The sequence below is a fragment of the Streptomyces sp. NPDC091287 genome, from assembly GCF_044768525.1.
GTDB lineage: Bacteria > Actinomycetota > Actinomycetes > Streptomycetales > Streptomycetaceae > Streptomyces.
The window spans coordinates 194,218-208,419 of the sequence record NZ_JBIVUV010000007.1 but is presented as its reverse complement, the minus strand read 5'-3'; the positions used below and the strand labels follow the sequence as shown (position 1 = coordinate 208,419).

At 71.2% G+C, this 14,202-nt stretch carries 13 protein-coding genes; 12 read left to right on the top strand and 1 reads right to left on the bottom strand.

The window, feature by feature from the left end; all coding sequences use genetic code 11:
- The first annotated feature begins 26 nt into the window (after nt 1–26).
- The 10 genes from ACIQRW_RS14015 to ACIQRW_RS13970 all read left to right on the top strand — a co-directional run bounded on the left by ACIQRW_RS14015 (nt 27) and on the right by ACIQRW_RS13970 (nt 10,790).
- Nucleotides 27–617, top strand: coding sequence for a hypothetical protein (locus ACIQRW_RS14015; RefSeq protein WP_403758899.1), 591 nt, complete (start codon nt 27–29; stop codon nt 615–617).
- The gene (locus tag ACIQRW_RS14010; protein WP_403758896.1) at nt 610–1,812 is read left to right on the top strand and encodes an SRPBCC family protein; all 1,203 of its coding nucleotides are present in this window, start codon (nt 610–612) and stop codon (nt 1,810–1,812) included. Before ACIQRW_RS14015 ends, ACIQRW_RS14010 begins: the two co-directional genes overlap by 8 nt.
- Nucleotides 1,813–1,883: 71 nt before the next feature.
- Nucleotides 1,884–2,315: a gas vesicle protein gene (locus tag ACIQRW_RS14005; RefSeq protein ID WP_403758893.1), complete on the top strand. Its 432-nt coding sequence runs from the start codon at nt 1,884–1,886 to the stop codon at nt 2,313–2,315.
- Nucleotides 2,312–3,160, top strand: a complete 849-nt coding sequence (locus ACIQRW_RS14000; RefSeq protein WP_403758890.1) for a GvpL/GvpF family gas vesicle protein — start codon at nt 2,312–2,314, stop codon at nt 3,158–3,160. The genes ACIQRW_RS14005 and ACIQRW_RS14000 overlap by 4 nt, the downstream gene beginning before the upstream one ends.
- Nucleotides 3,157–3,369, top strand: a complete 213-nt coding sequence (locus ACIQRW_RS13995) for a gas vesicle protein (RefSeq protein ID WP_265603411.1) — start codon at nt 3,157–3,159, stop codon at nt 3,367–3,369. Before ACIQRW_RS14000 ends, ACIQRW_RS13995 begins: the two co-directional genes overlap by 4 nt.
- A 59-nt stretch (nt 3,370–3,428) precedes the next feature.
- A complete protein-coding gene (locus ACIQRW_RS13990; protein ID WP_403759437.1) occupies nt 3,429–3,839 on the top strand; it encodes a gas vesicle protein K in 411 nt (136 codons plus the stop codon).
- 48 nt (nt 3,840–3,887) lie between these two features.
- Nucleotides 3,888–4,364 (top strand): hypothetical protein, encoded by a 477-nt coding sequence (locus tag ACIQRW_RS13985; RefSeq protein WP_403758888.1) that lies wholly within the window; start codon nt 3,888–3,890, stop codon nt 4,362–4,364.
- A gap of 540 nt (nt 4,365–4,904) precedes the next feature.
- The gene (locus ACIQRW_RS13980; RefSeq protein ID WP_403758885.1) at nt 4,905–8,372 is read left to right on the top strand and encodes a DNA polymerase III subunit alpha; all 3,468 of its coding nucleotides are present in this window, start codon (nt 4,905–4,907) and stop codon (nt 8,370–8,372) included.
- Complete coding sequence (locus tag ACIQRW_RS13975) at nt 8,369–9,376, top strand: DNA polymerase thumb domain-containing protein (protein ID WP_403758882.1); 1,008 nt, start codon at nt 8,369–8,371, stop codon at nt 9,374–9,376. Before ACIQRW_RS13980 ends, ACIQRW_RS13975 begins: the two co-directional genes overlap by 4 nt.
- A 205-nt stretch (nt 9,377–9,581) precedes the next feature.
- Entirely contained in the window at nt 9,582–10,790 is a 1,209-nt protein-coding gene (locus ACIQRW_RS13970) for an esterase/lipase family protein (protein WP_403758879.1), read from the top strand.
- Nucleotides 10,791–10,910: 120 nt separating this feature from the next.
- Here ACIQRW_RS13970 and ACIQRW_RS13965 read toward each other — a convergent pair whose 3' ends face one another.
- Nucleotides 10,911–11,420, bottom strand: coding sequence for a GbsR/MarR family transcriptional regulator (locus ACIQRW_RS13965; RefSeq protein ID WP_403758876.1), 510 nt, complete (start codon nt 11,418–11,420; stop codon nt 10,911–10,913).
- A 123-nt stretch (nt 11,421–11,543) separates the two neighbouring features.
- Between ACIQRW_RS13965 and ACIQRW_RS13960 the strand changes: the two genes are divergently transcribed.
- Both ACIQRW_RS13960 and ACIQRW_RS13955 read left to right on the top strand, forming a co-directional pair.
- Nucleotides 11,544–12,539 carry an ATP-binding cassette domain-containing protein gene (locus ACIQRW_RS13960; protein ID WP_403758874.1) on the top strand — a complete coding sequence of 332 codons (996 nt, stop codon included), beginning with the start codon at nt 11,544–11,546 and terminating at the stop codon, nt 12,537–12,539.
- Nucleotides 12,536–14,197 carry an ABC transporter permease gene (locus ACIQRW_RS13955; protein WP_403758871.1) on the top strand — a complete coding sequence of 554 codons (1,662 nt, stop codon included), beginning with the start codon at nt 12,536–12,538 and terminating at the stop codon, nt 14,195–14,197. Before ACIQRW_RS13960 ends, ACIQRW_RS13955 begins: the two co-directional genes overlap by 4 nt.
- Nucleotides 14,198–14,202 lie beyond the last annotated feature (5 nt).

The following is a 14,202-nucleotide window of genomic DNA, read 5'->3' as shown; positions in this document are numbered from 1 at the left end:
CGGGGGAGAGCAGAGGTGCATCGCACATGACGAAGAACGCCAAGATAGGCGCGGCTCTGGTGGGGGGATACCTGCTGGGGCGTACCAAGAAGGCCAAACTCGCCCTGGGGTTCGGGATGTTCCTCCTCGGTAAGAAGATCGACCTCGACCCGCGGCAGCTCGGCAGGATGCTGGCCGACTCACCGGTCCTGGGCTCCCTCAACGACCAGGTGCGCAAGGAACTGGTCGACGCCACCAGGACGGCGGCCACCAAGGCCGTCACGCAGCGGGCCGGCAGTCTGGCCGACTCCCTGCAACAGCGCACCCAGGCACTGGGGGCCGGTTCAGGGGCCGACGAGGAGGAGTTCGAGGAGGAGGACGAGGAGGCCGGGACAGCCGCCGTCGACGACGAAGTCGAGGCGGACGGGGGCGAGGACACGGGCGGGAAGAGCAAGCGCACTCCCCGAAAGACCGCCGCCGCGTCCGACTCCAAGCCCGCGTCCAGGAACCGGTCCTCGTCCGGTGCCGGCCGGTCCGGGAGCGGGGGCAAGTCCGCCCCCGCCCGCAAGCGCGGCGGAACCGCCCGGAAGACCGCGGCCTCCGGCGCCCGCAAGGCCCGGGGAGGCGACGATGCCTGACTCCGCACTTGGCGGCATCAAGGACGACGTGGTCAAGAGCCCGGCCACCGACCGCCTCAAGGACGAGCTGCAGAACTACCTCCGGGCCCGTGCCGAACACGCCGTGACCCAGCTGGGACACCGTCTCGGCGACTCGGTGTCCAAGCTCGCGGAGCCGGGCGGCGGGGGCGGTGCCCTCAAGAGCCTGGCCAAGGGAGGCCAAGCCCTCGGGGAAGGCAAGTCACCCGGTCAGGCCGCCCTGAGCGCCGGCGCCTCCCATCTCAAGGACACCGTCAAGGACAAGGTCAAGGGATTGTTCGGCAAGGGGCGCAAGTCCGGTGGGGGCAAGTCCAAGAGCGTCACCATCGTCGAGGACATCGACGTCGGCGTGCCGGTCCGTGAGGCGTACGACCAGTGGACCCAGTTCCAGGAGTTCAGCTCGTTCGCCAAGGGCGTCGTGAGCGTGGAGAAGACGGACGACACCACCAGCAACTGGAAGGTGAAGGTCGCCAAGTCGACCCGCAGCTGGAAGGCGAACGTCACCGAGCAGGTGCCCGACGAACGCATCACCTGGACCACCGAGGGAGCCAAGGGCACCGTCAAGGGCGTGGTCACCTTCCACGCGATCACCGACGATCTCACCCGTGTCCTGCTGGTCCTCGAATACTTCCCCAAGGGGCTGTTCGAGAAGACCGGCAACATCTGGCGCGCCCAGGGCCGCCGCGCCCGGCTCGACCTCAAGCTCTACCGCAAGTTCATCATGATGCGCGGCGAGGCGACCGACAGCTGGCGCGGCGAGATCCGTGACGGAGAAGTCGTCCTCAGCCATGACGAGGCGCTGGACGAGGAGGAGTCCCGGAACGACGAGGGCTCCGAATCCGATGAGGGCGTCCCCGACGAACCGTCGGAGGAGGAACCGTCCGAGGACGAGCAGCCCTCTGACGAGGACGACGACCTCGCGTACGAGGACGAAGAGCCGCAGGACGAGGACGAAGAGCCGCAGGACGAGGAGTTCGGCGACGAGGAGGACCAGGGGGAGGGCGACGAGGAGGAAGACGAGGACGTCGAGCCGGCGGACGAGCTGGACGAACCGGAGGAGGCCGCGGACGACGAGGACGCCGGGGACCAGGACGACGAAGCGGCGGCCGAGGAGACGGAAGAAGAGCCGCGGCCGGCCCGTCGCTCCCGACGCCGTACGGCCACCGCCGACCAGTGACCGGACCCGCGCACAGAGCCGCACCGACACCCCACGGAAAACCCACACCCCACGGAAAGGCGTGAGACACCGTGTCCGATTCACTCGCCGGCCGGCTGCCGGCCTCGCCCCGAGGGGCCGGCCCGGCATACGGGCAGCAGGGCTCGTCGGCCAACCTCGCCGACATCCTGGAAAGGGTGCTGGACAAGGGCATCGTCATCGCCGGTGACATCCAGATCAACCTGCTCGACATCGAACTGCTCACCATCAAGCTCCGGCTGCTCGTCGCCTCCGTCGACAAGGCCAAGGAGATGGGCATCGACTGGTGGGAGCACGATCCCTCGCTCTCCTCACGGGCCCGCCCCGCGCGGGGAACCGAGGCCGGTCCCGGGCACGACGCGCTGGCCGACGAGAACGAGCGACTGCGCGCCGAACTGGCCCACCTGCGGTCGGCGGCCGGGATTCCGGGCTCCGCGGCGGCCGGAGACCGGGCCACCCCGGTGGAACAGGAGGAGGAACGATGAACACCGGACCGAACGCAACCGTCCGCGTTCCGGGCGAGGGCGCCGGGGAGATGAGTTACGTCTACGCCGTCGGCCGTGAGGGCCCCGCCCTGGACGGGCTCGCCGCCCGGCTGCCGGGCGTGGACGGCCGGCCCCTGCGCCCCGTCGGCGGAGGCGGGCTGTGCGCACTCGTCTCCCCCGTGCCGGCGGACACGTTCAGCGAGCAGGGACTCACCGCGCAGATGGAGGACCTGGACCGGCTCGAAGCCGTGGCCCGAGCCCACCACGCCGTGGTGGACGCCGCGTTCGCGGAGACCTCCGTCCTGCCGATGCGGCTGGCCGCGGTCTATCTGGACGACACCCGGGTGGCCGACATGCTGGTCCGGCAACGCAGCGAGTTCCAGGAACTGTTGGGCCGTCTGGAGGGCCACGTCGAGCTGGGCGTGAAGGTCTACGCCGATCCCCGTACGGCCACCGCGACGGCACCGGCCGCGGCGGCGCCGTCGGGCGGCGGAGCGGGCCGCGCCTATCTGCGGCAGCGTCAGGCGCAGCAGCGCGACAGCCAGGACGTCTACCGGGCGGCGTCCGACCTGGCCGCCCGGGCCGCGCGGCTGGCCGAGGGAGTGGCGGCCTCACGGGCGGTGCACCGCCCGCAGCAGGGGCAGCTCGCCGCCCGGGCCGGGGTGAACGTGGCCAACGAGGCCTACCTCGTGCCCCGGGAACACACGGCGCAGCTCCACCGGGATCTCGCCGCGCTGGCCGAAGGCGCCCCCGGGGTGTCGATCGAGGTGACCGGACCGTGGGCACCCTACTCGTTCGCCACCGCCGTGGTGGCGGAGGGCGCGGACGGCGGTGGCCCGCGGTGAGCACGGACATCATCGGCGGCGTTCTCGGCGAGACCGAGCCGCGGGGCGGTCCGCCCGTCGCGCTGATCGATCTCCTGGACCGACTGCTGAACGGCGGGGCCGTGCTCACCGGAGACCTCGTCCTGTCCATCGCCGACGTCGATCTCGTCCACATCAACCTTCGAGCGGTGATCCGGTCGATCACCGGTGAGGAGCCGGGGCCGTGGTGAGGCCGCCCCCGGCCGCGTACGAGCGAAGGACTCCGGCGAGCGAGGAGGAGGTGGACACGATGGCCGAGGACGACCGCGCGCGTGGCGCGGAGGGCACGGCCGCCGCGGCGGCAGAAGAGGTGGCACACGCCGCGGCCCGGGCGTTCGGGCTCAGCCCCGCGCAACGGGACGACAGTCGTCCATCGGCGGCGGCCCAGCGGCTGCACACCGATCCGGACACCGTGGAGCGGGATCTCATCAAGCTGGTGCTCACCATCGTCGAACTGCTCCGCCAGCTCATGGAGCGCACCGCGATCCACCGCGTCGACCAGGGCGACCTGAGCGAGCCCCAGGAGGAGCGGATCGGCATGACGCTGATGATCCTGAACGAACGCATGACGGAGCTGTGCGACCGCTACGACCTGACGATGGACGACCTCAATCTCGACCTCGGGCCGCTCGGCTCACTGCTGCCGCACAACGGCGCCTGAGCGGGCAGAGCCAGGTTTCATCGCAGCACCCAAGGCAAGGAGGAGCCCATGACTGACGACAAGGACACGAAGAACTCGACCCCGAACAAGGGCAGGACGACCCCGACCGCCCGCAAGACGGCATCGGCCCGCAAGTCGGTCGATACCACGGCCGAGAAGGCCGGTAAGCGGGCCGACGCGACCGCCGACGAGGCGCTGTCCGCGGCAGGGAGCGCCAAGGATGCGGCCGGGAGCGCCAAGGACGCGGCCTCGGACAGCTCCCGGGCGGCCGGTGAGACCACCCGCCGCGTCGGCCGTGCCGCTGCCGCAGGTCTTCAGAGCGGGCAGCACGCAGTGACCGCCAACGCGGCGAAGGCCGCGAGCGCGGCGACCACGGCCTGGACCGTCGTCAAGCACCGCAAGGCGGTCGCCGCCGGAGCCGCGGCGGGGGTGGCCGGTGTCGCCGGAGCGGCGTTCGCCATCGGCCGTTCGACGGCCAGGCCTCCGACGGGCCCGCTGACCCGACTGGCGCGCGGGAGGATCTGACCGAGAAGCAGGAGAACGCCGGGCCCGGTAGGGGCCAGGACGTGGGGGGGGGGGGGGGGCCCGTAAAACCCCCCCCCCCCCCCCCCCACGTCCTGGCCCCTACCGGGCCCTGTCCCGTGTCGGCACACCCGCGGCCCCGGTCCGGAGTGCCCCGCCGAGAGATGCCTGGCTTGAATTATTCGAACGTTCGAGCGAATATCGAAGAGTATGGACAGGTCAGCAGGTAGGCGAGGAGCGGGGCGGGTCGGCGGCGGCGCAGGCGGGCCTGGATCTGGCCATCGGCCTGGTGGTGGGCGACCCGGGGTCCCGCGCGGCCCACGTGCTCGCCGCGCTGCTGGAGTCGGTGTTGGTGTCGGCCTCCCGCCGCGTCGGTTCTGTGCGTTCAAGGTGCGCTCTCGCGGGAGGGCGACTTCTCGCCACGTCAAGATCGGTTGGCTGAAACTGCCCTATCGAACTATTGTGCGAATAGATCGGATGCAACGTTCTGACAGCGGGACGCCAGACGAGCAGGGGGTGCCAGAGCAGATTCGGAGGTGCGCGATGGCTGTTTTCACGCATCTCCACGTCGCTTCCGGGTTCTCCGCCCGCTACGGTGCCTCGCATCCGCAAGACCTGGTGCGCCGGGCGGCGGAGCTCGGCATGGGTGCGCTCGCGCTGACTGATCGGGACAGTGTCACCGGCGCCGTGCGGCACGCGAAGGCGTGCCTGAGCGCCGGGGTACGCCCGATCTTCGGGGTGGATCTCGCCGTCCCGGCGTTCGACACGGCAAAGGCTCCTCGCCGCTCGCGCACACCGGTCCGCGGTGGTGGGCACGTGGCGGAGCCGCGCCTGAGGATCACGCTGCTGGCAGGCTCCGTGAGCGGGTGGGCGCGTATCTGCCGTCTCGTCTCCGCGGCCCACGCGCATCCGGTCGACGGCTTTCCGGTCGCCTCGTGGGAGGCGCTGCGGGAGGGCTTGGGCGAGGATGTGGTGGCGATCCTCGGGCCGACCTCCGAGCCTGTACGGGCGCTGGCCGCCGGGCGGCCGGACGTCGCGGAAAGGCTGCTCGTCCCGTGGCGGGAGATCGCGGGTCAGGGACTTCTTCGGCTGGAGGCGGTCGCCTACGGCCTGTCCGGGCTGGGCGCGGGATCGGTGCGGTTGGCCGCGCACACCCTTGCTCTGGGCGACCGGCTCGGCATCCCGACGGTGCTCACCAACGCCGTGCGTTACGAGCGGCGCGAGCAGCACCGCCTGGCCGACGTGCTGGACGCCGCCCGGCTGCTGCGTCCGATCCCGCAGCGCGGAGCGCTCGACCCGGGCGAGCGGTATCTGAAGTCCGGAGCCGAGATGGCCGAGGTGGCAGAGCGGGTGGCCGCGGCCACGAGCGCCCCGGCCGGTCGGGGGCGACGTCTGATCGAGGAGACGGCAGCTGTCGCCGAGCAGTGCACGATGGACCCGGTGCGCGACCTCGGACTGGGGCGGGCACACTTCCCCGAGCCGTACGTGGTGGGAGCCGGCACCCGGCCGGGGGACGGGATGCGGATGCTGCGGCAGCGCAGCGAGGCCGGGATGACCGCCCGCGGCCTCGACCGGGACGTGCGGGCGATGGATCGGCTCGACTACGAGCTCGGGGTGATCGAGCGCCTCGGATATGAGGCGTACTTCCTCGCGGTGGCCCAGGTCGTCGCGGACGTGCGGTCCATGGGGATCCGGGTCGCCGCCCGCGGCTCCGGTGCCGGGTCCATGGTCAACCACAGCCTTTTCATCGCCACGGCCGACCCGCTCTCGCACCGGCTCCTGTTCGAACGCTTTCTCAGCGAGCGCCGCACCGCCTTGCCGGACATCGACCTCGATGTCGAGTCGGACCGGCGCCTGGAGGTCTACGACCGGATCTTCGAACGGTTCGGCTCCGAGCGCGTGGCGGTCACCGGGATGCCGGAGACCTACCGCGCCCGTCACGCCCTGCGCGATACGGGGCTCGCGCTCGGGATCCGCCCGCAGACCGTCGACAGGATCGCCAAGAGCTTTCCGCACATCCGCGCGTGCGACATCGGCTCCGCCCTGTCCGAACTGCCCGAACTGCGGCAGCTCGCGGCCGAGGCCGACCAGTACGGTCCGCTGTGGGAGCTGGCCGAGGGCCTGGACGCCCTGCCGCGCGGCTTCGCCATGCACCCGTGCGGCGTGATCCTTTCCGACGCGAGCCTGCTCGGTCGCCTCCCGGTGCAGCCCGCTCCGGGAGGCGCGTATCCGACGGTGCAGGCCGACAAGCACGATGCCGAAGACCTCGGCCTGCTGAAGCTCGATGTCCTCGGCGTGCGCATGCAGTCGGCGATGGCGCACTCGGTCGCCGAGATCCGCCGCACCACAGGCCGGCACATCGACCTCGACAGTCCCGACCACGTCGACCTCGCCGATGAGTCCACCTTCGAACTGATCCGCAGCACCAAGGTGTTGGGTTGCTTCCAGCTCGAGAGCCCAGGACAGCAGGATCTCATCGCGAGACTCCAGCCACGGCACATGCAGGACGTGATCGCCGACATCAGCCTCTTCAGGCCCGGCCCGGTCGCCGGCGGCATGCCCGCGAAATTCATCGCCGCCCGGCACGGGGCCGAGGAGCCTCGCTATCCCCACCCCGACCTTGTGCCGATCATGGATGACACGTACGGGGTGGTGATCTGGCACGAGCAGATCATGATGATCCTGGCCACGATGACCGGCTGCGACCGTGCGGCCTCGGACGTCGCACGCCGCGCCCTCGCCGACGCCGAGCGGCTGCCGAAGGTGGAGGCGTGGTTTCGCCGCTGCGCCGGCGAGCGCGGCTACACCCCGGACGTGATCGGCGAAGTCTGGGACATCGTCAAGGAGTTCGGGGCGTACGGATTCTGCCGCGCGCACGCCGTGGCCTTCGCGGTCCCGGCCGTCCAGTCGGCGTGGCTCAAAACGCACTACCCCGCCGCGTTCTTCGCCGGGCTGCTCCAGCACGATCCCGGCATGTGGGCGCCCCGCGTCCTGGTCCAGGACGCGAAGCAGTTCGGAGTGGCGATCCTGCCGGTCGACGTCAACACCTCCCGCAGCGCACACAGCGTCGAGCCGACCGCGAACGGCTGGGGCGTACGGCTCGCGTTGTCCACGGTGCGCGGGATCACCGAGGCGGAGAGCGCCCGCATCGAAGCCGGGCAGCCGTACGCCGGACTGCAGGATCTGTGGCTGCGCGCCCGCCCGTCCCTGCCTCTCGCCCAGCGCCTCATCAAGATCGGAGCGCTCGCTCCGCTGCAAGGCGGGCTGACCCGGCGGGATCTGCTGTTGCAGGCCACCGAGCTGCACCGCTCCGCACGCAACCGGACCACGATCGACGGCCAACTGCCGCTCGGCGACGAGACGCACGCGGGCGAGCCGGCCGGGCTGCCCGAGATGACCGGCCGCGACGTGATGAGTGCCGAGATCGACGTGCTCTCCATCGACGTCAGCCGCCATCTGCTCGAACACCACCACCGCCTGCTCGCCGAGCTCGGCGCGACCGATGCCCACCACTTGCAGGCGATGCACCGCGGACAGCAGGTGCTGGTCGCCGGCGTGCGGGCATCGACCCAGACGCCGCCGATCCCGTCCGGCAAGAGGGTCATCTTCGTGACCCTGGAGGACGGCTCCGGCCTCGTGGACCTCGCGTTCTTCGAGGACTCCCACGACACCTGCGCGCACACGGTCTTCCACTCCGGCCTGCTCCTGGTCCGCGGAGTCGTCGAGGAACGCGGCCCCCGGCGCACCGTGGTCGGGCAGGCGGCCTGGGACCTCGAGGAAGTCGCCACCACCCGCCGCGACCTGGGCCCCGAAGCCGCCCTCGGCCTGCTCGGCCGCACCACACCCGCCCCCACACCTGCCCGCGGTGACAGCACGCCGGGTGCGGGCCGGACACTCGAAGACGGAACGGCCGGGGCGAAGCTCAACGCCTGGAGCGATCTGCGGCCCGCCGGGTCCGGCTCCGCCGACCTGCGGCGCCTGGGGCATCGATCTCCCGGATCGGCGGGGTGAGCGCCATGACCACCCGAGCCCGAAGCATCCTGCGTATTCAGCTCCACGACCTCGGCCCGGCCGGCCAGGAGACGTACGAGCAGGCCCTCGCGCTGCTGCGTGATCTCACCCCGCTGGTGCAGGCCCTCCCGCCGGACGCCGCCGACCTCGATGTCACCGGTGCCCTGCGGTTCTTCGACCGGGACACCGGTGGCCTGGCGGCCATGGCCGCGCTCCGCCTGGCCGCACACCTCGGGCTACGCGCGACGATCGGCGCCGGCCCGAATCGGATGCTGGCCGCGATGGCGGCCGACACGACCGCTCCTGGTCAGGTCACCGTCGTCGCCCCGGACCCCGAGGCAGTCGCCGCGTTTCTCCACCCCAAGCCTGTCGGCGCCCTCCACGGGGTCGGCCCGGCCACCGCCCGTACGCTCGGGGAGTACGGCCTCCACCGCATCGGCGACCTTCTCGATGTTCCGCTGCTGACGCTGCAGCGCATCCTCGGCAAGGCCACCGCCGTGACGCTGTCGCAACGGGCCCGCGGCCTGGACACGCGCCCGGTCACCTCCGAGACGGCGCCCAAGTCCACCGGCTGCTCCTACGAGTTCAGCCACGACGAGCTCGACCCCGCCGCACACCGCCGGGCCCTGCTCGACCTCTGCGAACGTCTCGGGCTGCGGCTGCGCACCACCGGCCAGGTCGCCGCGCGGCTCGCGCTGAGCATCTCGTACGCCGACGGCGCCACGACGCAGCGCTCGCGCACGCTGGAGGAGTACACCGCTCACACACCGGCACTCAGCGCTGCCGCGTACGACCTGTATGCCCGCTTCGGGCTGCAGCGCGCCCGTGTCCGCACGATCACCGTTCGCGCGGACCTCACCGATGCCCAGTACGCCGTCCAGCAGTTGCTCCTGGACCCGGCGGACGGCAAACGGCGGCGCATCGAGCAAGCCGCCGACCGGGCGCGGGCCCGCTTCGGCGATCAGGCGATCCGCCCGGGCACCCTCGCCCAGCTGCGGTGGTGACCGCGGCCCCCCCCGCCCGTTCCCCGGCGCCACGTCGGACGGTGCTCAAGCATCTGGCGGTGCTGGAGCATCTGCCGGACGCACTGAACGCGTTTTCCGCTCATGATCATCAGATGTGGTGAACTCCCCAACTCCCAGGGGCGATACGCCCATATCGCCCACGATGATGAGGTCGTCCCGCCCACCTCCCCACAGGAGTACGACGATGTCAGAGACGTCCGAGCCCAATGTCGGTGCCTTCACCCTCGGCGGCCCGCTCACCGCTGAACCGGCCGGGCCCATCGAGGTGCCGGAGCACGAGGAATGGCCCCTGCCGAACGGCTTCGCGTGGGTCTTCCCCGGCGAGGGCGACCGGGGCGGCCTCGTCCGGCCCGTGATCATGGCCGACGGCTTCAACCTCGGCCGGAGCAAGCTCGACGTGCTCTACCACGGGCTGGAGAGCGGCAGCTTCCCGTTCATCAGCGAGCTGCGCCGCCGCGGCAGGGACGTGATCCTCCTCGGCTTCGAGGAGCGCAGCGCGTCGATCCTGGACAACGCCGAGGCGGCGGTTGCCGCCATCCTGCGCGCGACCGCCGAGCAGGTGGGCGACGCCCGCCTGGTCGTCGGCGGCTTCAGCATGGGAGGCATCGTCACCCGCTACGCACTGGCCAAGCTCGAGAGGCAGCGGATGGACCACAGGACCGCCCTGTACTTCTCCTACGACAGCCCGCACCGCGGCGCTTCCATCCCCGTCGGCGTGCAGGCGTTCTCCCACTTCATCCCCTTCCCGAACGACTTCGCGAAGCAGATGAACAGCCCCGCCGCGCGGCAGATGCTGTGGCAGCACTACGACAAGGACACCGAGAAGATCGCGGTCGCCCCGGAGCGCACGGAGTTCCTGGCGGCCCTGGACCGGGTCGGCGACTGGCCGCAGATCCCGATGAAGATCGCCGTGGCCAACGGCCGCGCCGACGGCATCGGTCTGCCGGAGGTGAAGCCCGGCGAGGTCGCTCTGCGCATCGACCGGATCTACCCCGGCACCACCTTCTACACCCAGGCCCAGGGCGACGACGTGACGGCCGCGTACCTGAACCGCAGGTTCCCCAAGGCCGAGAGGACCATCGCGACCAACGGCTTCCCGGAACTGGACGGCGCGCCGGGCGGAACCCTGCACACGTACAAGATCCTCTCCGGGGCGATGGAGAAGCTCGGCGGCAAGATCGACCTGCGCCACGAGGACGTCTGCTTCGTCCCCACGGTCAGCGCGGTCGCGATCCGCGACATCGAGAAGCAGGACGACCTGTACGCGAACGTCGGTGACCTGGACCCGCAGGAGAGCGAACTCGACGATTTCCTCTGCTCGTCCACGACCACCGCGCACACGGGCATCACCGAGGAGCTGTGTACCTGGATCATGGACCGGCTTCCCGACTGATCCTCGTCCCGCGCCCGGCGGGGCTGCCGTCCGATCGCACCCGGGCGGCGGCCTTCGGCCGCGCCCACGGCCGGGCCCGGCGGCACGGACGCCGTAGCCCGTGCCCGTACCGTGCGGCCATCAGCCCCCGAGGTGTTCGGCCCGGTGCGCGGCCCAACGCTGCATCAGCGACCCGAGTTCCTTCTCCAGGAACCGGAAGAACTCCAGGGTGTCGTTGATCCGGCGTCCCTGCGGGGTGTCGAGGCCGAACCGGTCCACGCCCTCCTGCATCGTGGCCTGCCAGTTCTTCAGGTGGACGTCCCGTTCCAGCAGCGCGTTGTACCACTGGTCGCTCTGTACGCGATAGCGCTCACGCCGGGACCCCGGCTCCCGCTCACGGCTGACCATGTTGACCTGGGCGAGATAGCGGACGGCTCCTGACACGGCCGCCGGGCTGATCTTCAGCCGCTCGCTCAGTTCGGCGGAGGTGAGTGCTCCTCGCTCGGAGGAGAGCAGGGCGGCGAAGACCCTGGCCGGCATGCGTGACATGCCCGCCTGGACCAGCTGGGCGGCGAAGCGCTCCACGAAGAGGGAGAGGGCCGCCTCGTCGTCGCTGCCGTCCACGCGGCTCTCTTCCCGCCGCTCATCCATGCTCCGACCCCGGTCCCTGTGGTTCTTGGCGCCCCTGTGCGCCCGCGTCCTCGGCCAGTCTATCGAGCGATTCATACGGTTTCTTAACTTCACACACTTCTGAAAGAAGCGTACTTTCGAAATATGAAGAAGGCAATCACCGTCGCCGGACTGCACAAGTCGTTCGGTCGGACGCACGCCCTCACCGGCCTCGACCTCGCCGTCGAAGCAGGTGAGGTCCACGGCTTCCTCGGACCCAACGGGGCCGGCAAGTCCACGACGATCCGCATCCTGCTGGGGCTGCTGCGCGCCGACTCCGGCGGGGCCCAACTCCTCGGCAAGGACCCGTGGAAAGACGCGGTCGAGCTGCACCGGCGGCTCGCCTACGTCCCCGGGGACGTGGAGCTGTGGCCGGGCCTCACCGGAGGAGAGGCCATCGACCTGCTGGCGAAGCTGCGCGGCGGCCTCGACCGGCAGAGGCGCGACGAACTCATCGAACGGTTCGACCTCGATCCGGTCAAGAAGGGCCGCGCCTACTCCAAGGGCAACCGGCAGAAGGTCGCCATCGTCGCCGCGCTCGCCTCCGACGCCGAACTGCTCCTCCTCGACGAGCCCACGGCGGGCCTCGACCCCCTGATGGAGGTCGTCTTCCAGGACGTCATCCTTCAGGCGAGGGCCGCGGGGAAGACCGTGCTGCTCTCCAGCCACATCCTGGCCCAGGTCGAGAAGCTCTGCGACCGCGTCAGCATCGTCCGCCGGGGCCGCACCGTGCAGTCGGGCACGCTCGGCGAGATGCGCCACCTCACGCGCACGACCGTCGAGGCCGAGACCGAGCGCCCGGCCACCGGACTCGACGCCATGCCCGGTGTGCACGGACTGAAAGTGATGGACCGGAGAGTGAACTTCGCCGTGGACGGAGCACACCTCGACGCCGCGATCCGCAGGCTCGGAGAGTTCGGCATCCGGAGCCTGACCAGCCACCCGCCGACGCTCGAAGAGCTGATGCTGCGCCACTACGGCGACGAGCTCGCGTCCAACGGACGTACGGGGAACGGCGACCCCGCGCCCTCCGACGCGCCGACGTATTCCGACGGGCCCCCCTCCACCTCCACCGGCGGAAAGGGCGGCGTTCCCCGATGACCAGCACCGTCGCGCCGCTCGACGTCTCCGGAAGGTCCGCGCCCACCAGGACCGCCTCCGTCGCCTTCACCGGTACCGGGACCCTGCTCCGGTTCGGACTGCGCCGGGACCGCGTCCGCGTGTCCGTATGGCTGCTTGCCCTCACCCTGGGCACGCTGGCCACGGCGTCCGAGTACAAGGCGCTGTACTCCACCCCCGAAGAACGCGCCACCGCCGTCGGCTCCATGGACAGCCCGGCCGCGCTCGCCATGACCGGCCCTCGTCACTATCTCTCCGACTACACCGCCGGAGCGATGCTCGGTCACCAGCTGCTCGGTTTCATGGCCGTCCTGGTGGGTCTGATGAGCATCCTGATCGTCACCCGCCACACCCGCGACGAGGAGGAGACAGGCCGCGCCGAACTGGTCCGCTCCACCGTCGTCGGGCACCACGCTCACCTCGCCTCCGCACTGGCGCTCGCCGTCGTGGCCAACCTCGCGCTCGCCCTGCTGCTGGCCCTGGGCCTCACCGCGTTGGGCATCGACGGAATCGGCGCCGGAGGGGCGCTGCTGTACGGCCTCACCCATGCCGCGATCGGGCTCGTCTTCGCCGGGATCGCCGCGCTCACCGCACAGATCACGGAGCACACCCGGGGCGCCTCGGGCATGGCGCTCGCGGCGATCGGCGCCGCCTACGTGCTGCGGGCCTCCGGCGACGTGGGCAACGACGCCCTGTCCTGGCTGAGCCCGATCGGCTGGATCCAGCGCACCTACGTCTTCGTCGACGACCGGTGGTGGCCGTTGGCGCTCTGCCTTGCCCTCGCCGCGCTGACCGCGGCGTACGGATTCGTACTGAGTACCCGACGCGATGTCGGCGCGGGCCTGCGCGCCGCGCGGCTCGGCCGGCGTACGGCGTCCGACGCCCTCACCCGGCCCTTCGGCTTCGCCCTGCGGCTGCACCGGGCGACCCTGCTGGGCTTCGGCGCCGGGCTGTGCCTGATGGGCGTCATGTACGGCTCGATCCTCGGCGAGGCAGCCGACATGGTGAAGGACATCGAACAGGTCCAGGAGGCGCTGGCGAAGATCGGCGGCAGCACCGTGGCCGAGTCGTTCGCGTCCATGGTGATGGTGGTCGTCGCGGTGGTCGCCGCCGTGTACGTGGTGATGGCCGCGCTGCGGCCGCGCGCCGAGGAGAGCGCCGGCCGCGCCGAACCGCTCCTGGCCACCGGCCTCTCCCGGAACCGCTGGCTCGGAAGCCATGTCGCCGTCGCACTGGCCGGCGGCACCGCGCTGCTGGTCCTCGCCGGGCTGGGCTTCGGCCTCTCGGGCGCGGCGTCGGCGGGGGACGGGCGCCTGGTCCTCGACCTGGTCGGAGCGGCCGCCGCCTACGCCCCCGCCCTGTGGGTGACCGTCGGTGTGGCCGTCCTGCTCTTCGGCTGGTTCCCGCGTGCGGGAGCGGTGGCGTGGACCGTGCCCGTGTACGCGTTCCTCGTCGGGTACCTGGGGCCGATCCTCCAGCTCCCGGACTGGATGGAGAACCTGTCGCCCTTCGGCCATGTGCCGCGACTCCCGGCCGCCGGCATGAACTGGACCCCACTGCTCGCCCTGACCGCCGTCGCCGCCGGCCTGATCCTGCTGGGGCTGACGGGCTTCCGCCGCCGGGACCTGGAGACCAAGTGACGGAC